This is a genomic window from Reichenbachiella ulvae, from assembly GCF_025833875.1.
Classification (GTDB): Bacteria; Bacteroidota; Bacteroidia; order Cytophagales; family Cyclobacteriaceae; genus Reichenbachiella; species Reichenbachiella ulvae.
In genome coordinates this window covers 1,397,699-1,419,050 of sequence record NZ_JAOYOD010000001.1, presented here as the reverse complement: position 1 = coordinate 1,419,050, position 21,352 = coordinate 1,397,699, and the positions used below count along the sequence as shown (strand labels likewise).

The 21,352-nt window shown below is 42.5% G+C and carries 17 protein-coding genes; 13 read left to right on the top strand and 4 right to left on the bottom strand.

Annotation, left to right across the window (positions count from 1 at the left end; all coding sequences use genetic code 11):
* Position 1: 1 nt before the first annotated feature.
* Positions 2 to 892 (bottom strand): 3-hydroxybutyryl-CoA dehydrogenase, encoded by an 891-nt coding sequence (locus tag N7U62_RS05660; protein ID WP_264136924.1) that lies wholly within the window; start codon positions 890 to 892, stop codon positions 2 to 4.
* A 151-nt stretch (positions 893 to 1,043) separates the two neighbouring features.
* The gene (fbaA, locus tag N7U62_RS05655; protein ID WP_264136923.1) at positions 1,044 to 2,108 is read right to left on the bottom strand and encodes a class II fructose-bisphosphate aldolase; all 1,065 of its coding nucleotides are present in this window, start codon (positions 2,106 to 2,108) and stop codon (positions 1,044 to 1,046) included.
* A 176-nt stretch (positions 2,109 to 2,284) separates the two neighbouring features.
* Between fbaA and N7U62_RS05650 the strand changes: the two genes are divergently transcribed.
* The 12 genes from N7U62_RS05650 (at position 2,285) to N7U62_RS05595 (ending at position 17,329) form a co-directional block, all read left to right on the top strand.
* A complete protein-coding gene (locus N7U62_RS05650; protein ID WP_264136922.1) occupies positions 2,285 to 3,319 on the top strand; it encodes a hypothetical protein in 1,035 nt (344 codons plus the stop codon).
* Positions 3,320 to 3,422: 103 nt separating this feature from the next.
* Positions 3,423 to 5,108: an RluA family pseudouridine synthase gene (locus N7U62_RS05645; RefSeq protein WP_264136921.1), complete on the top strand. Its 1,686-nt coding sequence runs from the start codon at positions 3,423 to 3,425 to the stop codon at positions 5,106 to 5,108.
* 510 nt (positions 5,109 to 5,618) lie between these two features.
* Positions 5,619 to 7,202 (top strand): choice-of-anchor I family protein, encoded by a 1,584-nt coding sequence (locus tag N7U62_RS05640; protein ID WP_264136920.1) that lies wholly within the window; start codon positions 5,619 to 5,621, stop codon positions 7,200 to 7,202.
* A 149-nt stretch (positions 7,203 to 7,351) separates the two neighbouring features.
* Positions 7,352 to 8,320: a metallophosphoesterase family protein gene (locus N7U62_RS05635; RefSeq protein ID WP_264136919.1), complete on the top strand. Its 969-nt coding sequence runs from the start codon at positions 7,352 to 7,354 to the stop codon at positions 8,318 to 8,320.
* Positions 8,321 to 8,424: 104 nt separating this feature from the next.
* A complete protein-coding gene (gene pelA / locus N7U62_RS05630) occupies positions 8,425 to 9,576 on the top strand; it encodes a pectate lyase (protein WP_264136918.1) in 1,152 nt (383 codons plus the stop codon).
* A gap of 110 nt (positions 9,577 to 9,686) precedes the next feature.
* Positions 9,687 to 10,541, top strand: a complete 855-nt coding sequence (locus N7U62_RS05625; protein WP_264136917.1) for a M90 family metallopeptidase — start codon at positions 9,687 to 9,689, stop codon at positions 10,539 to 10,541.
* 146 nt (positions 10,542 to 10,687) lie between these two features.
* On the top strand, positions 10,688 to 13,039 hold the full coding sequence (locus N7U62_RS05620) for a TonB-dependent receptor (protein ID WP_264136916.1): 2,352 nt from the start codon (positions 10,688 to 10,690) through the stop codon (positions 13,037 to 13,039).
* Between the two features lie 11 nt (positions 13,040 to 13,050).
* Positions 13,051 to 14,289, top strand: a complete 1,239-nt coding sequence (locus N7U62_RS05615) for a DUF4374 domain-containing protein (RefSeq protein ID WP_264136915.1) — start codon at positions 13,051 to 13,053, stop codon at positions 14,287 to 14,289.
* Positions 14,290 to 14,353: 64 nt separating this feature from the next.
* Positions 14,354 to 15,073 carry a DUF4198 domain-containing protein gene (locus N7U62_RS05610; protein ID WP_264136914.1) on the top strand — a complete coding sequence of 240 codons (720 nt, stop codon included), beginning with the start codon at positions 14,354 to 14,356 and terminating at the stop codon, positions 15,071 to 15,073.
* 7 nt (positions 15,074 to 15,080) lie between these two features.
* A complete protein-coding gene (locus N7U62_RS05605) occupies positions 15,081 to 15,413 on the top strand; it encodes a hypothetical protein (RefSeq protein WP_264136913.1) in 333 nt (110 codons plus the stop codon).
* Positions 15,414 to 15,416: 3 nt separating this feature from the next.
* Positions 15,417 to 15,716, top strand: a complete 300-nt coding sequence (locus tag N7U62_RS05600) for a hypothetical protein (RefSeq protein WP_264136912.1) — start codon at positions 15,417 to 15,419, stop codon at positions 15,714 to 15,716.
* Positions 15,716 to 17,329 (top strand): PepSY-associated TM helix domain-containing protein, encoded by a 1,614-nt coding sequence (locus N7U62_RS05595; protein ID WP_264136911.1) that lies wholly within the window; start codon positions 15,716 to 15,718, stop codon positions 17,327 to 17,329. Before N7U62_RS05600 ends, N7U62_RS05595 begins: the two co-directional genes overlap by 1 nt.
* Positions 17,330 to 17,348: 19 nt before the next feature.
* Here N7U62_RS05595 and N7U62_RS05590 read toward each other — a convergent pair whose 3' ends face one another.
* Both N7U62_RS05590 and katG read right to left on the bottom strand, forming a co-directional pair.
* Positions 17,349 to 17,885, bottom strand: a complete 537-nt coding sequence (locus tag N7U62_RS05590; protein WP_264136910.1) for a hypothetical protein — start codon at positions 17,883 to 17,885, stop codon at positions 17,349 to 17,351.
* Between the two features lie 189 nt (positions 17,886 to 18,074).
* Positions 18,075 to 20,264 (bottom strand): catalase/peroxidase HPI, encoded by a 2,190-nt coding sequence (gene katG / locus N7U62_RS05585; RefSeq protein ID WP_264136909.1) that lies wholly within the window; start codon positions 20,262 to 20,264, stop codon positions 18,075 to 18,077.
* A 104-nt stretch (positions 20,265 to 20,368) separates the two neighbouring features.
* Here katG and N7U62_RS05580 point away from each other — a divergent pair, with 104 nt between their 5' ends.
* Entirely contained in the window at positions 20,369 to 21,298 is a 930-nt protein-coding gene (locus tag N7U62_RS05580) for a LysR substrate-binding domain-containing protein (RefSeq protein ID WP_264136908.1), read from the top strand.
* The last annotated feature ends 54 nt before the right edge of the window (positions 21,299 to 21,352 follow it).

The window sequence follows — 21,352 nt, the reverse complement described above, 5'->3', positions numbered from 1 at the left end:
GTTATTTAGTGAATCTATTGGATACAATCAGTTCTTTGGATCCTTTGGTGTATTGATAAAAACCTTCTCCTGTTTTTGCACCGTGTACACCTGCGGTCACCATGTTGACCAGCAAGGGGCAAGGGGCATATTTTGGGTTTCCTAACCCTTCGTATAGCACATTCATGATGGACAGGCAGACATCCAGACCGATAAAATCTGCCAACTGCAATGGACCCATTGGATGTGCCATTCCTAGTTTCATTACTGTGTCAATTTCCTGCACGCCAGCGACTCCTTCGTGCAGTGTGATGATCGCCTCATTGATCATCGGCATCAATATTCGGTTAGCCACGAATCCTGGATAGTCATTTACCTCAACAGGTATTTTTCCGAGATTCTTTGATAGCGACATGATCGCCTTGGTGGTTTCGTCATCAGTAGAGTAGCCTCTGATCACCTCGATCAATTGCATGATCGGAACAGGATTCATAAAATGCATACCGATTACTTTTTCAGCTCTGTGTGTTGCCGCTGCTATTTTCGTAATCGAGATCGATGAGGTGTTGGATGCGAGGATCGCATGGTTAGGTGCAGCCTGATCGATTTGTTTGAACAAATCCAATTTGATTTTTTCATTTTCTGTAGCTGCTTCAACCACCAGGTCGGCCTCTGCGACTCCCTTGCTCAAGTCCGTAACGGTTTCGATATTAGTCAGGGTGTGCTTTTTTGTTTCTTCGGTGATTTTTTCCTTTGCCAATTGACGGTCCAGATTCTTTTCTATTGTGGCAAGTCCTCGTTCTAATGCCTTTTCTGAAATATCAATCAATTGAACCTGAAAGCCGTTTTGGGCGAATACATGAGCGATTCCATTGCCCATCGTTCCAGCGCCTATTACAGAAATATTTTTCATTTTGTCGAATTGTTTTGGGTCTGTTATTTGTTTCCAATGTTAGTCAAAAATCGCTTGTTCCGAAAGGAGGGAAGAGGACTTTTATCCACAAATCAGGACATAAAAAAAGGGACTCATTGGAGTCCCTTCTGTATCTTATTTGACTGAGGAATTATTTGTTAGTTCCTACGTTGTTCAAATCTTCGAATGCTGATTTCAATCTACTAACGAAAGATTGCTCTGCAGCTCTGGTCCAAACTCTTGGATCATACACTTTCTTGTTAGGAGCATCTACACCTTCTGGGTTACCGATTTGTCCTTGCAAGTAGTCTTTTTTGTTTTCGTAGTATCTACGGATACCATCCCAGTATGCCCACTGTAGGTCTGTATCGATGTTCATCTTTACAGCTCCATAAGAGATCGCTTCTCTGATCTCTTCAGTAGTAGAACCTGATCCACCGTGGAATACGAAGTTTACAGGGTTGTGACCTGTTTTGTATTTCTCCTGGATATAATCCTGAGAGTTTTTCAAGATTTTTGGAGTCAACTTCACATTACCTGGCTTGTAAACACCGTGTACATTACCGAAAGCAGCAGCGATAGTGAATTTATCACTCACTTTGCCTAATTCTTCGTAAGCGTAAGCTACTTCTTCTGGTTGTGTATAAAGTTTAGACTCATCTACGTCAGAATTGTCAACACCATCTTCTTCACCACCTGTAATACCCAATTCGATTTCTAGAGTCATGCCCATTTTAGACATTCTCTCGAGGTATTTTTTACAAGTTTCAATGTTTTCTTCGATTGGCTCTTCAGAAAGATCGATCATGTGAGAGCTGAAAAGTGACTTTCCGTGCTGCTCGTAGAACTTCTCACCTGCATCCAACATACCGTCAATCCAAGGCAATAATTTCTTAGCACAGTGATCTGTGTTCAAAATCACAGTCACACCGTATGCTTCAGCCATCATGTGCACGTGGTGAGCACCTGCTACAGCACCTGCGATTGCTGCCTTTTGGCCATCGTTAGACAATCCTTTTCCCGCGTTGAAGGCCGCACCTCCATTAGAGAACTGAACCATCACTGGAGATTCTAGATCTCTAGCGGTTTCCAATACTGCATTGATTGAGCTACTGCCGATTACGTTAGCAGCAGGAAGTGCAAATTGGTTCTCATTTGCGTAGTTTAATAATTCGGTAACTTCATCTCCTGTAAGTACCCCTGGCTTAAATTTCATATTAGAATTGTTTGTGAATTAATATGGGTTAAGGCTGGCAAATATATGGATTTGTCTGTAGATATATTAATGATTGTAAGGCAATATCTGAATACTTTCACGGTTAGTATAGATATTGAATAATCACGGCTATGGAAAGCCAGTTAACCAAAACCAAAATAAAAAAATTACTCGACATGAAAAAGATAATTTTATCTCTATCAGCAGTTGCATTGATGTTTAGCGCTTGTCAGGAAGAAGATAAGGTCAAAGAGCTTTCGCAGGAGGAAGCCAGAGTGGCTATTTCTGAAACTACCAGCGACATAGAATCAGATGTGATCGATATGGTGGAGTCTGAAGGGGCTATGGCTCTATTGGATATGACAGATTTCTTCTATTCACAAAATATTCTTCAGTTCAGTGCTGGTGAAGGAGAGATAAACGCTAAGGAATACCTCCAAAATGCGAGAAGCATTGGTCAAAAATTCTCTGTTAACAGCAGACTGAAAGAGACTGACCCGACCTTTGAGGAAGCCAAAGGAGTCTATGAGTGGGATGTTGAATTGCAGGATTTTAAATTGACATCAACGGATGTGGATTATGTAGAATTCAGGTTCCCATCAGAAGGTTCACAAACCAACAACGCAAGTTTGTTTATCTACAATTTAGTTGAATCCGGGGATGTGGTTCTCGAACTGGAAGCTGAGTTGAAGCTAGACGGGGAGTTGATGGCATCCTTGAACCTCAATGCAGCCTATGCCGCTGGCGCAGAAGATCCTAATAAGATCACATTGGACCTATTTGTGAAGCCTTTCCATTATTCTCTAGATGTGGATGACAGTCAGGCTAAGTCTTCTAGCATCGCTTTCGAAATTACCAGAGGAGATGAGTCAATCGCACATTTCAATGTAGGCGTAGATTTCAAATCAGAGATGAAAGAATTCCCGAATTTCATCGAAGGAAGTGTCGGCTATGGTAAAATGAAAGTAAAAGGAAGCATTGATGTGGCAGGTATGGAAGCCGCAGCAGACGATAACGTCAATGATTATATCGATATGAAGCTCTATCATGATGGTGATTTTGTTGGAGATCTGGAGATCGTGTTTACTACAGATGGAGATCTAGATGTATTTGTGGTTTATGCAGATGATAGTTCTGAGTCTTTGGTAGACTTGTTGCAGCCAACTCTGGATGAAATCGAGGCGATCATTTTAGAGCTTGAAGGAGTATAAAGATTTTTGAGTTGATATAGTAAAGGTGAGGCGAGCAATTGTCTCACCTTTTTTGTTGTCCCAGCGCAGCAAGGGCTAATGAAAGCATTAGCTTTGCGCTTTTATGAAGCAAAAGGATTCTTGTTTTACTTATTTCAAAGAGGATATATCTGGTCATTCATTGCCAGAGCAGTTCACCTATCCCTTTTATTATGAGCCGCACCCCTTGTGTCTCATAGCTGCCCATCAGCTGCAGGAGCATCTCAGCTCTCAGACGGATTGGGAACACGATTTTGGTCTCAATGGTTTTGTAGAAGGACCAAATGTGGGCAAGATGTTTGGGGTTTTGCTGGTGAGGAATCCAGAAGGTGAGGTGGGTTTTTTATCTGCTTTTAGCGGGAAGCTCGCGGGAGAAAGCCATCATCCCGGTTTTGTGCCTCCAGTATCTGATATTTTGGCGGTTGATAGCTTTTACCGAAAGGGTGAAAAAGAAATCATGGCGATCAATCAAGAACGCTTCGACCTGGAAGCCTCAAAGCAATACCAAGAGGCAATAAAAGCTTTTCAAGAATGCCTCGATGAATCTGAGCTCCAATTAGGAAATAAAAAAGCGGAACTGAAAAAGGCCAAGGAGGAAAGAAAGATCCGAAGAGAGGAAGGCAAGACTGGTTTGAATTCCGAGGAATTCGCGCTTTTAGAAAAACAGCTGAATGATGAGAGTAGTCGATTGCACTTTGAGTGGAAGGACCTCAAACGTCATTGGAAAAAAGTCAGGGATGAGAAGGAACATGAGTTAAGTGAAATAGAAGGCCAAATTAAGGCGCTTAAAAAGAAGAGTCGTGAAAGGTCGAATCGCTTGCAACGAGAGATTTTTGAACAGTATCAGTTTCTGAATAGAAAAGGGGAGAACCGAGACCTCCTGGATATCTTTAAGGAAACCAGCCTGGGAGTGCCGCCATCTGGTGCGGGAGAGTGTTCCCTGCCCAAATTGCTTCAATATGCCTATTTGCAAGACTATGAGCCTCTGGCAATGGCGGAGTTTTGGTGGGGGCAGTCACCCAAGTCTGAAATCAGAAAGCATGGTTTTTTCTATCCCTCATGTAAAGGCAAATGCGAACCGATTCTTTCTCATATGTTGGTGGGACTGGATGTGGCAGCTAGTCCGATGCAATCTATCTCAACCTCAGATAAGCATTTGGGTATCGTTTACGAAGACGAAGATCTGCTGGTGATCAACAAGCCCGAGGAATTCCTTTCTGTTCCCGGTAAAAACAACATGGATTCGGTGTATGATCGAATGGCTAAGCAATACCCTGAAGCCACAGGTCCCTTGATGGTGCATAGGCTGGACCGTGCTACATCGGGATTGATGCTGATTGCGAAGAACAAAGACACACATAAGGTGCTTCAGGATCAATTCTTAACTAAATCCATCCGCAAACGCTATGTGGCATGGCTGGAAGGGGAGCTGAGTGAAGAAGCTGGAGAAATTAAGCTCCCATTGCGAGTGGATCTGGAAGATAGACCCAGGCAGCTGGTATGTTACGATCATGGCAAACCTGCTCACACCCGATGGGAAGTGGTCGAAAGAAAGGAAGGGCGAACCAAAGTGTTTTTCTACCCTATCACAGGTCGTACCCATCAACTACGCGTGCATGCAGCACATCCAGATGGGTTAAATGCGCCCATCGTAGGAGATGATCTCTATGGGCAAAAGGACCGTAGGTTGCACCTACATGCAGAGAGATTGACCTTTATACATCCTCGAACCAATCAGGGAATGACTTTTCAGGTAGATCCCGAATTTTAAGTCCCGTAGGTTATTGAACATGGAAGAGTTATAGACCATTAAGGCCTTAGTAGCTTTTGATTCTGTTTAGCAAATGTTCATTCTTTATAAGAGAGCGTTTATACTGGATCAGTAGATGTTGATTCGCAATAAGAAACCATTCATTTTCTATCAATAAGTCTATATTTTCTAAAATTAGATATTCATACGGTATCACTAGATATGTATCATGAAGAACTAAGTCTTCATTTTTAAGAATGAAGGATTTATATAGACTAAGAAAGTGTTTATACTGTATAAGGAATAGTTTATCATGTATAACAAAGTGTTCATAATGAATAATTCAATTACGTTATGGTCATCTTTATTGGATCAGAAGATTGCTGGTTTTACCAATTCCCGAATTAATCAATTGTTAAGGGCTTGATATGAGCCATTCGATTTCCTTTTTGTTTGGTAAACTGACCTTAACAATCAGGCAATGGCTCACAGATAGTTTTACGATTTCAATTAATAAATCAAAAACTATCAATGAACAAACCTTACAAATTCATAATGACCTGGGCACTTGGCCTGTTGCTATGTACTGCCTGTAACGAAGAAGATGGATTCAAAGCACCGAACGAAGATGCATCCACCTTTGACGAAATATCCCATATCACTATAGGTGGTGAAGGGGCCGCTGAAATATCGGCCTATGACCCTTCCACTCAGCAACTCTTTGTTGTTAACAATGCGGATGAAAGCAAAATCGATGTGATTGATTTTTCTGATCCAGCCCATATGCAGGTGATCCAGAGTATTAGTATTACGGCTTACGGTGCTGGTGTCAATAGTGTTGCTGTTGGTGGGGACTACCTGGCAGCAGCCATAGAGGCGGATGAAAAAACGGATAAGGGTAAAATTGTGGTGTTTAATCTTTCTGACTTGTCAGAAGCTCAGGTGATCGAGGCGGGTGCCTTGCCGGACATGGTCACTTTCTCCCCAAATGCTAAATATATTCTTTCTGCGAATGAAGGAGAACCAAATGATGACTATTCAATCGATCCTAAAGGATCGGTAACGATCGTGACCGTTTCGGATTTCAGTTCCGTTACATTGGACTTTACTTCTTTCAATGATCAGGAAGCGGCCTTGGCAGCAGAAGGATTCAGAGTGTCAGGTCCGAATGCTGATTTAGCACACGATGTAGAACCAGAATACATCGCAGTATCGCAGGATTCGAAAACTGCTTATGTAGCGCTTCAGGAAAACAATGGTTTGGCCATAATTGATCTGGAGACTAAAACTGTTTCTGATCTAAAAGGATTGGGGTTGAAGGACTATGCAGGATCGAATGTACTGGTAGATCCAAGCAACGAAGACGGAAAGGTGGAGTTTCGTTCAGTCCCAGAGAATATCTATGGCGTGTATATGCCTGATGGCATGGCAGCTTTCGTAGTAAATGGTGTGCAATACTTAATCACTGCCAATGAAGGAGACGGTCGTGAGTACATTTCTGATGATGACGAGGCAACATGCAACACCAAGGGTGGAGATTATGATGAGGATGATGGATGCATAGTCTATACCGACGAACAAAGAATCAAAAAGTATGACCTGAACTTGGCAGCTTTTCCGGATGCCGCAAACATCTTGTTGGAAGAGAATTTTGGAAGATGGAAGGCCATGTGGACCGAAGGGGATGTAGATGGCGATGGATTGTACGAATCGCTCTATACCTATGGAGCTCGATCCTTCTCTATCTGGGATGCCAATGGCAACCTGATCGCTGATAGTGGTGACGAAATGGAAAGACAAGTTGTGATGGCCGGACTTTACGATGATGGCCGTAGTGACGACAAAGGTGTGGAGCCAGAAGGTGTCGTAGTAGGAGAGGTTAATGGCAAAACCATCGCATTTGTTGGTTTGGAAAGAGTAGATGCAGTCGCGGTATACGATGTGTCTAATCCAGCAGCACCGCTTTTCCTATCCATACTACCTACTGGAGATGCGCCAGAGGGATTGGTGTTTATATCCGCTCAGGACAGCCCCACTGGCAAAAGTGTTTTGGTCGTTTCTTGTGAAGACGATGGAACGATATGGGCCTTTAGCCCTGATACGATCGTAGAATAATTAGAACATTTGATCGAAGCTAAGGCTGCCCTTCCTTGATTTAATTAAGGAATGAGGCAGCCTTTTTTATATAAGCTCAGGATAGGAATATGGCTGACCATGGTCTTAGGTTTTATATCTTTGACTCAAAATTTCATAGCCCAAGATTCATGAAAAAAGCACTTCAATTCTTTTTAATTAGCCTATTGCTCTGGTCATGCCAAACTGAGAAAAAGTCACAGCCAGAATTCGTACATGATATATCAGAAGGCCCAACTCCCTGGACCAGTTCTGCCTTCGAATTAGAAGAGGATTATTTCACCTTTGCGATCATTGCGGACTTAGCGGGAGGAGAAAGACCTGGAGTATATAGTACGGCAGTTCGCCAGCTCAACCGACTTGATCCTACCTTTGTACTAAGCGTAGGAGATCTAATAGAAGGAGGTTCTCATGATTCGACGATTTTGAATCAGGAGTGGGATTCTTTTGAGGCACGAACAGCTCAGCTCAACATGCCCTTTTTTCACCTGGGAGGCAATCACGACCTGACCAATCTGGTCATGAGAGACTTTTGGGCTGACAGGTTTGGGCCGAGGTATTATTACTTCAAGTACGAAAATGTACTCTTTCTCATGCTCGACTCGGAGGATTTTGAGGATGATCGCATGATGGAAATCGATGCTGCAAGGGCCGAGGCTATGAAAGTGATCAGAGGAGAGGTAGAAGGTGAATTTGAGGATACGGCATACGCTCAAATGATAGAAAGCGAAGCAGGTGGTATGAGGCAGGAGCAGATAGATTATTTCAAAGAAGTACTGATTGCAAATTCTGATGTGCGCTGGACTTTTGTGCTCATGCATAAGCCGCTCTGGAAGCGTGAGGGAAACAAAGGGTTAGGGCAATTGGAAGAGTTATTGGCTACTCGCCCATATACCGTCATCAATGGTCATTTGCATACCATGTCTCATCGCATCCGAAACGAGCGGGATTACATCATGCTTGGGACTACTGGCGGCTATCAACCCAAGGATTCCATGGCTTTCGATCATGTGACACTGGTAAGAATGGATAGTGTGCCTGTAATTACCCATCTCAAGATGGAGGGTATCTTAGATGAAACGGGTAAGGTTCCTGATTAAATCATATTGATTCACACTAGCTGTTAGGCTTTTGTTCAAAATAGAAGAGTGTATTCTTGTCAGAGAATTTAAATTGAAGCTTTGATACTAAAGATGGAAAATCGATGAATTACACCTACTCTTCAATTGTTAAACTGATGGTTTTATGGCTGGTGATCATAGCCTGCGAATCCAAAAAAGACAAAACTGAAAGTAAATCCATCCATTCGGATCAAACCATTAAGGTGGATTTATCAGCTTTTGCAGATGGGATCCATCATTGGGAGTTGTTTGCCACCAATTTTGCGTATGAGCGTCTGGCGGAAGATGATTTTGAATCCATAGCTGACAATTTCGTCAAGTATCAAAACTCCGATGGAGGCTGGCCCAAAAACATGGATTGGCTGGCTATTATCGATGTTGATTCGCTTAAGGCCACTCTTAAGGAAAGACAGAATCAGAGCACTTTCGATAATGACAATACGCATTCTCAAATAGATTTTCTGGCTCGTATGTATGCCAATACTGAAAAGGAGAGCTATAAGGAAAGCGTAGTTAAGGGATTGAATTACATATTGGAGACCCAGAATGCCAGTGGGGGCTGGCGAGGATGGGATGTAGATGCCATCACATACAATGACAATGTCACCAATGGAATCATGGATTTGCTCCTTGATATCCGGTTGAGGGAGCCCTACTACGATTGGTTGGATGCAGCGCTTCGTCAGCAACTGGATTCAGCGCTAGACAGAGCTATCGAAACTACTCTGAATTGTCAGATCGTAGTGGATGGTGTTCGAAAAGGATGGTGTCAGCAGCACAGCCACGAGGACTTTAAGCCTGTTAAAGGTCGTTCATTTGAATTGCCCTCTGTAGTTTCCAGGGAGTCTGTTGAAATCTTAAGGTTTCTGATGAGGATTCCTAACCCGAATGAGGAAGTGATAATTTCGATCGAGTCGGGGGTGCAATGGCTTGAAGCATCGGCCTTGTACAATATCAGAGTGGAGGACATACCCATTCCTGCAGATACCTATCCCGGCCAAAACCTGGATGTGGATAGAAAGGTAGTGGTGGATTCTACAGCTGCACGCATATGGTCGCGCTTTTATCAGATTGAAGATAATGTGCCCTTTATGTGTCGCAGAGATAGTACTAAAGTGTATTCTCTGGCAGAAGTGAACCCAGAAAGAAGAGGCGGCTATGCCTGGTATGGCTATTGGCCGGAAAAGTTGCTTAGCAAAGACTACCCCAAGTGGAAAGAAAGAAATGGACTTTAACCATGAGCTGGATTGGAAGCGGTAATTAGTCATTTAAATCCTATTCATTATCTCATAAACGTCGATTTGTATGTAATGGAAGATAAAATAGATCGTATATTTGATCCAGCATGAGCAATCGATTCACACTAAAATTATTCTTTGGCCTTTCACTTTTTGTAGCAGCGATGCTTGGGGTGGGTGCCTGGCGTCATCAGGATGATTTAGGTGCGTTTGCCCTCTCTTTAATTGCTGTGGCTTCATTGGGCTACCTATTGTTCAAGGATAAAGACAGTCCCGTTTTCCTGGATGTCTGGAGGCCTATACTACAGGATAAGGTTCAATTCTACAAAGAGCTAACTGTAGGTGAGAAAATGGTGTTTGAGCATCGCATAGCTTTGTTTTTGAGCACTATTGAAGTGACGGGTGTTGATTTCGAAATGGATGATGAATGTCGAGTACTGGTGGCTGCCAGTTCAGTGATTCCTTTTTGGGACCTACCGCAGTGGGAATATGGCCGCTTGCAAGAGGTACTTGTTTACTCTGGGAACTTTGATGAAAACTATCGAGTAGGAGAGGATTCGAGAATTCTGGGTATGGTAGGGAGTGGTGGCCATATGGATCGCGTCATGTTACTGTCAAAAAAAGCGCTCTACTATGGTTTTGATAACAAAACGAATAAATCCCACGTGGGCTTTCATGAGTTTGCTCATTTGCTAGACAAATCAGATGGTGAAGTGGATGGCATCCCCGAATTGTTTCTTCCCAAAGAAAAGGTAAACCCCTGGACCAAATTGGTTCATAAAGAAATGCAAAAAATTCGAGAGAATGAATCAGACATTGATCCCTATGGCGCGACCTCTGATTCTGAGTTTTTTGCTGTCATTTCAGAATATTACTTCAAGCGCCCTCATTTATTAGAGAGAAAACATGCAGACCTTTTTAAGATGCTGCAGTTGATCTATCATCCTCAGAATTTAGCTTAATTCTCAATTATTAAGGTCAGTCACTATAAGTAGTGATGATGTATAGCTAGGAGTAGTGAGTTGTATTTCACTATGGCTAGTGATTGTACTTGCTTCCTTGCGAGCATAGATTTGCATTCTATTTGTAATCAGTCTAAATAATAATAATGCGAATCTCACTTCTGTTTGTACTACTATGCTGTCAGGCCCATCTCATGGCACAGACCCTTTCAGGTGTTGTGAGAGATGGTCAGGGTCAGGCTTTACCAGGAGCCACTATTTTGCTTACAGATTCAGGTAAGGGAACAGCGGCAGACATAGATGGAAAGTTTCAATTGCTCAACCTTAAGGATGGGAAATATAAGCTCAGAGTCTCTGCTATTGGGTTTGATCCGAAAGAAACAGTCATAGAAGTGGTCAATGGAAATGTTTCACCATTGAGGGTTCAATTGACAGAAAGTAGTACAAGCCTGGAAGAGGTAGTCGTAACAGGAAAATCTGAAGCCACCCTGATTCGGGAACAGGCCTACGCAGTATCTGTAGTGGAAGCCAAAAAGCTGAAGAATTCTAGTGCAGATGTAAATCAAATTCTCAACCGTGTATCCGGTATCAATATCCGCCAAAATGGTGGAATGGGCTCCAATTTCAATTTGTCTCTCAATGGGCTATCGGGAAATCGCGTACGAACCTTCATCAATGGAATCCCCATGGATTACTTTGGGTCATCACTTAGCCTCAACAACTTCCCTGCTAATCTGATCAGTAGCATTGAGATATATAAAGGAGCTGTACCTATTCACCTGTCTTCAGATGCACTAGGTGGTTCTATCAATATTGTTACCGATTCTCGTCCTGTCAACTTTCTAGATGTTTCTTATTCTTTGGGTTCTTTCAATACCCATATCGCAGCGATCAACGGACAGTGGCACGAACCCAAGACTGGTCTAACTTTCAGAGTCAAATCCTTCTACAATCATTCTGATAATGACTACCCGATAGATATCCGTTTGCTCGACGAAGAATCAGGAAAACTTGATGACAACTACAGTGAAGTGACACGCTTTCATGATGCATATGACTCAAGAATGATATGGGCAGAAGGTGGGCTGATGGATAAAAGTTGGGCAGATGAGCTGATGATAGGTGTAGTTTTTTCTGATAACTATAAAGAATTGCAGCAAGATCCATTTGCTACAGGCACTTCATCATTTCCGGTAGGTGAGGCGACTAATCAGTCTGATATTAAGATTGTTAACTTTTCTTATCGTAAGAAGAATCTGGGCATTCGAAACCTGAATGTAAGGAGCTATGTGGTGTACTCAGATGCCAATCAGGAAAAGACAGATATCAGTACCTACAAATACAGCTGGGACGGCAGCTTCATCGAAGATGCCCATCCGACTACAGGTGAGTTGGGTAGAAAATCCCATTTCTTTCTGAATCGAAAAAACGTATTGGCGAACCTGAATGCGGAATATGAAATCAATCCTCACCACAATGTCTCACTTAACTACTCCCTCAATCGCCTGGAGCTAGTTGGAAGTGACGAATTCCAACCACAGAACAATACCCAGTTTAGCACGCCCAATACGATGAACAAACAGGTGATGGGTGCGGCCTACACCAACAAGGCATTAGACGACAGACTGAGTACCACAATTTTTGCCAAGCAGTACTTTTATCATCTGCAGTCCAACAATTCTTCCTACAGTGAAGATGAGATTAATTCCTTCGATACACGCAATAACAAAACAGGTTTTGGATTGGCCAGTACTTTTTTTATCCACCCGGGTCTCCAAATAAAAGCCTCATATGAGAGAGCCAATCGCTTCCCTGAGTCTCTGGAGATGTATGGAGATGGAGTCAGTACCATTCCTAACCCTGAACTGATTCCTGAGATTAGTGATAACTACAATCTTGGTGTTAGAATCAATAGCAGTAAGGCCAAACTCAATGGCTATGTAGCAGAAGTGAATTTGTTTGTGAGGAATTCACAGGACTACATTCGATTCGAACCTCGTATGAACCGCAGCTATTATGTCAATGACAAGAGCGTTTTGGCCTCTGGTGTGGATTTGGCTTTTAACTATTCATGGCGTGAAAAGCTGAATATAGGACTAGGAGGAACTTACCTGGACCTAAGAAACAATGATGAGGAAAGTGCACTCTATCAAGATCGATTGCCAAACGAACCTTTTCTGTTTGGAAATCTGATTATCAGCTACAGCGTCCAGAATGTATTCAGTCAGGCAAATCAATTGACACTGATGAATATCAATCGCTATGTGCATGATTTTTATCTCAAATGGCCGAGTGTGGCGTCTCAAGGAAAGTCTACCATTCCTTCTCGTCTAACCAATGATATTCAATTGACCTACAGTGCTCAGAATGGTCGTTATAATTTGTCCTTTTTGGTGTCTAATGTTCTGGATGCTAAGGTGATGGATAATTTCAATCAGCAGAATCCAGGTAGGTCTTTCAATCTGAAACTAAGATATTTTTTAAGTAACAATCCATAAGATTATCATAAATGAAAAAGCAATTATTACAAATCATAGTGGGCGTGATTGCCGCAGGTCTAACTTTTACTTCGTGCATAGAAGATGATGGTGGGTCCATCAATTCAGCCTTTTTTGTAGGGGTAGAAGCTGAGTCAGGAACAGATGTTATTGTTGGGGTGGATGACCTTAGCACTGGAGTGATTTCTCCTATCGGTACAGGGGTAGAGCAGCCTGCATGGATGTCCTTTTACCAAATGGGAAATACGATGTTGGCCTGTGGATATACCAGCGATAACTTGACCACTGGCTATAGAATGGTAGATACAGTCTTTACTGAAGTGGGTTCTTTGGTAACGGAACTGGGTATCTATGGTATGACTGAGGTGGATGATAAAACCGCGATTGCAGTAGGAGTGACACGTTCTGGGTTTGAGCCTCGAGTATTCTACTTTATCGATCTGGAAAGTATGTCTATCACCAGAAAGGTAAGCAGTAAAATCGATGAAAGACAGGAAGAAGGCCTGGTGGCTTGGCCTACAGGTATGGTTGTTCAGGGCAATAAATTCTTCGTGTCCTATTACCTCATGGGTGCTGGCGAATTGGAGGATGTTCCCGCCTTTGCTACACCTAATTCTAATCAGGCGAGAGTAGCAGTTTATTCTTACCCAGAACTAGAATTCGAAAAGATCATCACAGATGACCGAACCACAGATATTGGTGTTTATTCGGGTGAAAGAGCGATCCTGGAGACTGAAGGTGGTGACTTATACACCTATTCTACTTCAGCTCTTGCCAATGGATTTCTGCCTACTCCGGATAACCCATCTGGCTTCTTGAGAATCATCAGTGGTTCAACAGAGTTTGATAGCGACTACTTCTTCAATTTTGAAGAAAAGAGTGGGGGATATAAGTTGAACAATGTGGTGTATGCTGGAAATGGAAAAGCGGTGGTTAGAATGGCGAAGGAAGACGACACCAATCCTGATTACAAATGGGCTACCTATGGTCCTAACATAGAAGCTGAACTGGCCATTTGTGAAATGGCCATAGTTGACCTTGAAAACCAAAGCATCACAAAGTTGGATATTCCTGCTCATGGTGGTGAATGGGGCATGGCCAATCTGGTGTACGATGGTAAGGTGTATGTCAATGTCAGTACGGCAGATGAAGCACATATCTATGAGATCGATCCGCAGACAGCTACTGCTGTTAAGGGAGCCAAGATCAATGGCAATTGGGCCAAAGGTTTCGCAGTGCTTAAAGATTAATTGATATAGTTCTTGACCCGGAGCGAAAGTCCTCGCTCTGGGTTTTAATATTTAAAAGATAAAAATGAAGAGAATCATTTTAAGTATGGCCTTGATGATTGGCGTTTGCCAGATCTCATTTGCCCATTTTATGTGGATCGAAACGGAAGCAACCGGAAAACAAGGCGTGACGCAGGAGATCAAAGTCTACTTTGGAGAATACAACTATGGCGTATACGAAGAGGTAGGAGGAGAGTCATTTGATAAAATGAAGGATTTCCAGCTTTGGGTGGTAGATCCTGCAGGTAAAAAGCAAGTATTGACTACAGAAGCACGTGACAAGTACTATCTAGCCAGATATACGCCTCAAACTGAAGGAACCTTCACTGTCATCCTGGACAATGATCAGATCGATGTGGTAGACTATTCGCAATACGATTTTGGGATATTCAAAACGCACTACCATGCCATGGCAGAAATCAATGTGGGTGGAGAAGCTAGCCTAACAGCTGATCAGAATGAAAGCGGCTTATCCATTCAGCGAGTGCCATCAGACGATGACACAGTGAAGTTACAACTTTCATTCTTAGGTAAACCTTTAGCTGAGAGTGAAGTGTCGGTTTTTATCTCAGACCAATGGAAAAAAGAGATTTATACGGACAAAGAGGGTTTTGTCACCTTCACCTTACCGTGGAGTACCAAGTACATCGTAGGGGTGACCAAAAAAGAAGAGGTCCCTGGACAGTTCCGTGGCGAAGACTATGAGTTTGTTTGGAACTGTGTGACCTATTGCATTAACAACTAACAACACTATGGCAACATTGACGATAGCACTCATTGGTATGGCTTTTTATATCGTGTATCACACATCTAAACGTGCTGTGCCTACTCGGTTTTTGAAAATTGAGAGATGGTTTTATTACAATGAAACCAAGACCAAAAGCCTATCGATTATGTTGCTATTTATTGCTTTGTCTCTGGCGATCATACTTTGGGGTGTCGCAGCGGGTGTACTGACTTTTTTCGTGGTATTGATGACATGGGGCAGTTTAATTGTGATTTTAAGTCCTATTAGAGTTTTTACGATCAAGCATTTGTCTGTCTTGTTTTTGCTTTCACTTTTTTCGGAACTATTCTACCTATGAGCCATGCCTGCCAATAAGAAATACCTCACTAAATCCATTCATCAGCGTATAGCTAAAATCACAGCGGCCATCCTGGGTGGATACATATTGACCATGTCACTTCATTTGGCAGCAGCGACCTGGATGGACAAAACGACCGTAATGATCACTTCTACATTTACAGGTTTTATTATGTGGGTAGCGCTTATGATCGTGGCTTTTCTAGCACGAAATGGCTGGAAAGTTTGGGGTCTATATCTGCTACTATCTGCTCTCTGTGCAGCTGTGATTTATCTGGGACAAAATCTTAACCCGAGCATCTAATGGACAATAGAAAATACAACGTACTCTTTCATCTACATACGATTAGTGGGATAGTCATCTCCGCTTTGTTGTTTGTCATATTCTTTGCTGGATCCTTTTCGTTTTTCAGAGATGAAATTGTCAACTGGCAAAAGGGACATACTGTGGCACAAACTGAAGCTATCGATATGGACCTTGATCTAGCTTTGGATTCACTGGCTCTACGTTATGACCTCAAGGGAAGAAATTTGTCCATTGGCAAGCACTACAGAGAAAGAAGGATAGGAGTCAATTTGGAGGCATCCAATGATTCTACTGCTGCGGATGAGGCCAAGAAAGGAAGTTTCTTTTATTTAGACACAGAAACACAGGAGAGTACGAGCTATGCAGATTCCTATTCGCTGGGGGAGTTTCTCTATCGACTTCACTTTTTTGCTCAGATACCCCATCCATTCGGTTATCATCTGTCTGGCTTTACTGCTTTGTTTTTTCTGTTCGCATTGATCACCGGTGTACTGGTGCATTGGGATAAGATCATTAGTAACTTCTTTCTGTTCCGCCCCTGGGCCAAATTAAAAACGATGTGGACCGATGGACATACTGTTCTGGGTACGATTGGATTACCTTTTCAGTTTGTCTATGCTGTTACAGGCGCCTTTTTCATGATCAAGGCGGTATTGATAGCGCCGAGCGTATTTGTACTTTACGATGGAGATCAGAAAAAGCTTTTCGATGATTTGGGGTATGGAGAACCGCACTATGAGTACGCTTATCAGGATTTAGAAAGTGATTTTCATTTGAATCAACTGGTCGCAGCAACTGAAGCAGATTGGCCGGGTTTCGAGTTCAATCATCTCCACATCTTCAACTATGGAGACCAAAATATGCATGTGTCTATCGAAGGGCAAATGAACTGGAATCAGCAGTTTACCGGGCCTGGAAAGCGAATATATAAGGTGGCTACTGGTGAGATTGTGGAGGAGCAAAGCCCTATGGCTGCTGCATCTTATCTGGAAGGGGTGAAGAATTCTCTCTACCGTCTTCATTTTGGAGACTATGGAGGATATCCTCTGAGGATTATTTCTTTCCTATTGGGTATAGTCTCATGCTTTGTGATATTGTCTGGAGTTATGATTTGGTTGGTAGCCCGAGACAAGAAAAAAACTCCAGAACGCAGGCGTAGGTTCAATCTATGGGTAGCTCAGGTTTACATGGCCGTTTGCCTGAGTATGTTCCCTGTGACTGCATTGTCTTTTCATTTCGTCCAAATCTTTGGAGGGGGCATAGATACAATTTATACTTTTTATTTCATTCCATGGTTGATCCTCAGTGCCTTCTTCATTATCAAAAGAGATATTGCTTTCACTAACAAATATTGCTTGCTCAGTGGTAGCCTTATCGGATTTTTGATTCCAATGACCAATGGAATAGTGAGCGGAAATTGGATATGGATAGCCTTTGAAAATGGCATGAATCAGGTGTTGTTTATAGACCTGTTTTGGCTAGGATTGTCTGTATTGGCGTTTTATTCCTATTGGAAAATAAGGTCTGACCATATAGTAGCAGAAATAGACATAAAGGAGATTATAGAAACTCCTGACAAGAAATCTCTTTTGGTAGAAGAGATGGTTTAAGTAGTTTTTACATATTCTATCAATTGATATGCGTTTCATTATTAATGAGCTGCATAGCCAGTGAAAAGTGATCCTTCGAAACAATTCCCGGCAACATGTCACTTTCATTCAGCAGGGGAGACCTACCAATACCTTGGGTGCGTCTGAGATATTCATCACAATCCAATATGGTTCGAGCCAGGGGATTGTGGGGATCATTGATGTAATTGCTCAAAAGAGCTTGTTTGTATATTTTGTAATGATACCAGTTGGTCGATAGTTGATTGATCGACTGGAAATAAAAGGTGAGACACTTTTTTGCTCCTTTCGAAATATTGAAATCCCCTTTTTTTAATTGGCCTAATTCAGTGCCTGTATAGAGCGCCCAAAGTTTGACTATAGAAAGACTTTGTTTCTGATTTGTGTTGTAGAGCAAATCAGATCTAAATCGCGTTGAAACTATGATCACTCTTCCTGATGTGAGTGTTCTCATCAGGGATTTGAAATCAGATAGATATTCCTTTTCCAGGTAGAGTTGCTTGGCACTCTTGCCCAGTACAGTCATTAGGTGTATCATAATCAAGCCAATGAAATGGCAAATGCAATGCTCATTTCATTATTATTTGGATGTTTGTTTTTCTTTATTTTTCACCCCCTACAGAGCCATTGTATTAGTCGACTTGCTCTTTTTTTAGTTTTGGGGAGGAAAAATGGAAAGGTGATTTGATTCTGTCGGAAAATCAAATCACCCAATCTTACCTGAAGATTATTTCAAGTCAAACCGGTCCAGGTTCATCACCTTAGTCCAAGCGGCTACAAAATCCTTAACGAATTTTTCTTTGGAATCTGATGAGGCGTAGACTTCAGCCACAGCTCTCAATTCAGAATTAGAACCAAATATCAGATCGACACGTGTGCCTGTGTATTTAACAGCACCAGACTTTCTGTCTTTTCCTTCAAATAGGTCATCTCCATCAATGGCTTTCCATTCAGTACTCATATCGAGTAGATTCACGAAATAGTCATTCGTTAGAGCGCCAGGTTTGTCAGTGAAGACGCCATGTTTCGATCCATCCCAGTTGGCATCCAGCGCACGCAGACCACCTACCAATACCGTCATCTCAGGAGCAGTCAGGGTCAGCAGTTGCGCCTTGTCTATCAACATTTCTTCTGCTGATATGGCAAACTTGCTTTTCATGTAATTCCTGAATCCATCGGCATACGGTTCTAGGAAGCCAAATGAATCTACATCGGTTTGTTCTTGAGTGGCATCCATACGACCCGGAGTAAATGGCACTTTGACATCATGTCCGGCATCCTTGGCTGCCTTTTCTAACCCGGCAGATCCAGCCAAAACGATCAAATCAGCCAAAGATACTTTTTTACCTGAGCCGTTGAATTCGCTCTGAATATCTTCTAAAGTGGTCAAAACTTTACTCAATTGAGTGGGGTTGTTGACTTCCCAATCTTTTTGAGGAGCAAGTCTAATTCTAGCGCCATTGGCACCTCCTCGCATGTCTGATCCTCTGTAGGTAGAGGCAGAAGCCCATGCGGTTGAGACCAGTTCAGAAACAGTCAACCCACTGGCTAAAATTTTGCTTTTCAAAGATTCCGCATCACTGTGGCTGATCAATTCGTGATCTACTGCAGGAATAGGATCCATCCAAAGCAGCTCTTCATCAGGCACTTCAGGTCCTAAGAATCTCACTTTTGGTCCCATGTCTCTATGCGTCAGCTTGAACCAGGCTCTCGCAAATGCATCTGCAAATTCGTCTGGATTCTCATAGAACCTCCTTGAAATCTTTTCATACTCAGGATCAAATCTCAAAGAAAGGTCTGTTGTCAGCATGGTCGGTGCATGTTTTTTGGCTGGGTCAAAAGCATCCGGAATTGTACCATCCGCATTTTTGGCCACCCACTGCTGAGCACCTGCAGGGCTCTTGGTCAACTCCCACTCGTAGCTGAATAGGTTCTCGAAGAAGTTGTTGCTCCACTGAGTCGGAGTAGTAGTCCAGGTAACCTCCGGTCCGCCAGTAATGGCATCAGGACCTTTACCAGTTCCATGACTACTGGTCCAACCTAAACCTTGTTCTTCAATTCCTGCGGCTTCAGGTTCTGGGCCTACCAATGCTGTATCTCCGGCACCATGGGTTTTGCCGAAACTGTGACCACCAGCGATCAATGCGACCGTTTCTTCATCGTTCATGGCCATTCGACCAAAAGTCTCTCGGATATCCTTGGCAGCTAGTAATGGATCAGGGTTTCCATTAGGGCCTTCTGGGTTCACATAGATCAGTCCCATTTGTACAGCTGCGAGTGTGTTTTCCAGATCTCTTTCGCCAGTATAGCGTTTGTCATCGAGCCATTCCTGTTCGGTACCCCAGTACACGTCCTCTTCAGGCTCCCATACGTCTGCACGACCACCTGCAAATCCAAAGGTTTTGAAGCCCATGGATTCAAGGGCTACATTACCTGCCAGGATCATGAGGTCTGCCCAGGATATTTTTGATCCGTATTTTTGTTTGATTGGCCATAGCAGTCTTCGGGCTTTGTCCAGGTTGGTATTGTCAGGCCAACTGTTCAATGGTGCAAAGCGCTGCATACCTGTACCTCCACCGCCACGACCATCACCTGTTCTGTAAGTACCTGCACTGTGCCATGCCATTCGGATCATGAACGGACCGTAGTGTCCAAAATCCGCAGGCCACCAGTCTTGCGAATCAGTCATTAGATCTGTTAAATCTTTTTTGATGCCTTTATAGTCCAGTTTTTTGAACGCTTCGGCATAGTCAAAATCCTCATCCATGGGGTTGGATAGGGAAGAGTTTTGTCGAAGTATTTTTACATTCAATTGATTGGGCCACCAGTCATTGTTTCTGGTACCCCCACCAGCTGCCTGATTTTGAGTCGCTCCGTGAAATGGGCATTTGCTTTCACCATTATTGTTGTTTCCCATGTTTTTTGTTGTTTATAGTTTGTCGATTCAATATTCACTAATCTCATTAATTAAAACTTATTATTCAAATCAATAATTATTATACTTACATAACTTTTAGTTATATGACATTACAGCAATTTGAATATATCGTAGCTCTGGATGAGTATCGTCATTATGTGACAGCAGCTGAGCACTGTTATGTTTCACAGCCTAACCTGACGATGCAGGTGAAAAAGCTAGAAGAGGAAATTGGAGTGAGAATATTCGACCGAGATAAAAAGCCCCTGCAGCCGACGGTTATTGGCAAAGAAATCATTCTTAGAGCTCGACAAATTTTAAGAGAGTCCAGACAAATCAAGGAATTTGTCAATCATGAAAGGGAATCGATGGAGGGAGAGTATACCCTTGGCATTATACCCACATTGGCTCCTTATCTCTTACCAAAATTTTTACCTCTGTTCTTAAAGGAAAACCCCAAGGTTCATTTGAAAATTCAGGAATTGCAGACACATCAGATCATTTCTCAATTAGAAAATGGAATGATTGATATTGGTTTATTGGTGACCCCCCTTAAAGAATCTTCTCTTAGAGAGATCCCCGTTTATTATGAGCCCTTCCTTTTGTATCTACCGGAGGATCATAGGTTTATTGATCAAAAACTACTAATAGCAGAAGATCTGGATCCAAGTGAAATACTGGTGTTAGATGAGGGACATTGCTTTAGGGATCAGGCTTTGTCTATCTGTAATGGTGCCAAGAGTGGTTCAGCGATTGGGTTCGATTACCAAAGCGGATCTATTGAGGTCCTCAAGAATCTGGTCAAGAATGGGGTAGGTTATACTTTAGTACCTGAAATGTCAGTAATTGAGGAATTGGAATCCTTACATGTCAAACGTTTTTCTAGTCCCGAACCTGTGCGAGAAGTAAGTATAGTAGTCCACAATAGCTTTATAAAAGAGTCCATATTAGAAAGATTAAAAACTGTAATTCAAAAGTTGGTCCCGGAAAGACTATTAGAACCACAGGCTGTTGTGGATATGGGTTCCTTCTAGTTACTGGAATGGGATTGAAATGATGTCTAGGGTATTCCCCTAAATGTGTTCGTT

Bases quoted from the DNA above. Each gene is read 5' to 3' on its own strand.
- pelA (WP_264136918.1), top strand. From the start codon at position 8,425: ATGAATTACACCTACTCTTCAATTGTTAAACTGATGGTTTTATGGCTG.
- N7U62_RS05580 (WP_264136908.1), top strand. From the start codon at position 20,369: ATGACATTACAGCAATTTGAATATATCGTAGCTCTGGATGAGTATCGT.
- N7U62_RS05605 (WP_264136913.1), top strand. From the start codon at position 15,081: ATGGCAACATTGACGATAGCACTCATTGGTATGGCTTTTTATATCGTG.
- N7U62_RS05660 (WP_264136924.1), bottom strand. From the start codon at position 892: ATGAAAAATATTTCTGTAATAGGCGCTGGAACGATGGGCAATGGAATC.
- N7U62_RS05600 (WP_264136912.1), top strand. From the start codon at position 15,417: ATGCCTGCCAATAAGAAATACCTCACTAAATCCATTCATCAGCGTATA.
- N7U62_RS05610 (WP_264136914.1), top strand. From the start codon at position 14,354: ATGAAGAGAATCATTTTAAGTATGGCCTTGATGATTGGCGTTTGCCAG.
- N7U62_RS05590 (WP_264136910.1), bottom strand. From the start codon at position 17,885: ATGATACACCTAATGACTGTACTGGGCAAGAGTGCCAAGCAACTCTAC.
- N7U62_RS05640 (WP_264136920.1), top strand. From the start codon at position 5,619: ATGAACAAACCTTACAAATTCATAATGACCTGGGCACTTGGCCTGTTG.
- N7U62_RS05595 (WP_264136911.1), top strand. From the start codon at position 15,716: ATGGACAATAGAAAATACAACGTACTCTTTCATCTACATACGATTAGT.
- fbaA (WP_264136923.1), bottom strand. From the start codon at position 2,108: ATGAAATTTAAGCCAGGGGTACTTACAGGAGATGAAGTTACCGAATTA.
- N7U62_RS05645 (WP_264136921.1), top strand. From the start codon at position 3,423: ATGAAGCAAAAGGATTCTTGTTTTACTTATTTCAAAGAGGATATATCT.
- N7U62_RS05635 (WP_264136919.1), top strand. From the start codon at position 7,352: ATGAAAAAAGCACTTCAATTCTTTTTAATTAGCCTATTGCTCTGGTCA.
- N7U62_RS05625 (WP_264136917.1), top strand. From the start codon at position 9,687: ATGAGCAATCGATTCACACTAAAATTATTCTTTGGCCTTTCACTTTTT.
- katG (WP_264136909.1), bottom strand. From the start codon at position 20,264: ATGGGAAACAACAATAATGGTGAAAGCAAATGCCCATTTCACGGAGCG.
- N7U62_RS05615 (WP_264136915.1), top strand. From the start codon at position 13,051: ATGAAAAAGCAATTATTACAAATCATAGTGGGCGTGATTGCCGCAGGT.
- N7U62_RS05620 (WP_264136916.1), top strand. From the start codon at position 10,688: ATGCGAATCTCACTTCTGTTTGTACTACTATGCTGTCAGGCCCATCTC.
- N7U62_RS05650 (WP_264136922.1), top strand. From the start codon at position 2,285: ATGAAAAAGATAATTTTATCTCTATCAGCAGTTGCATTGATGTTTAGC.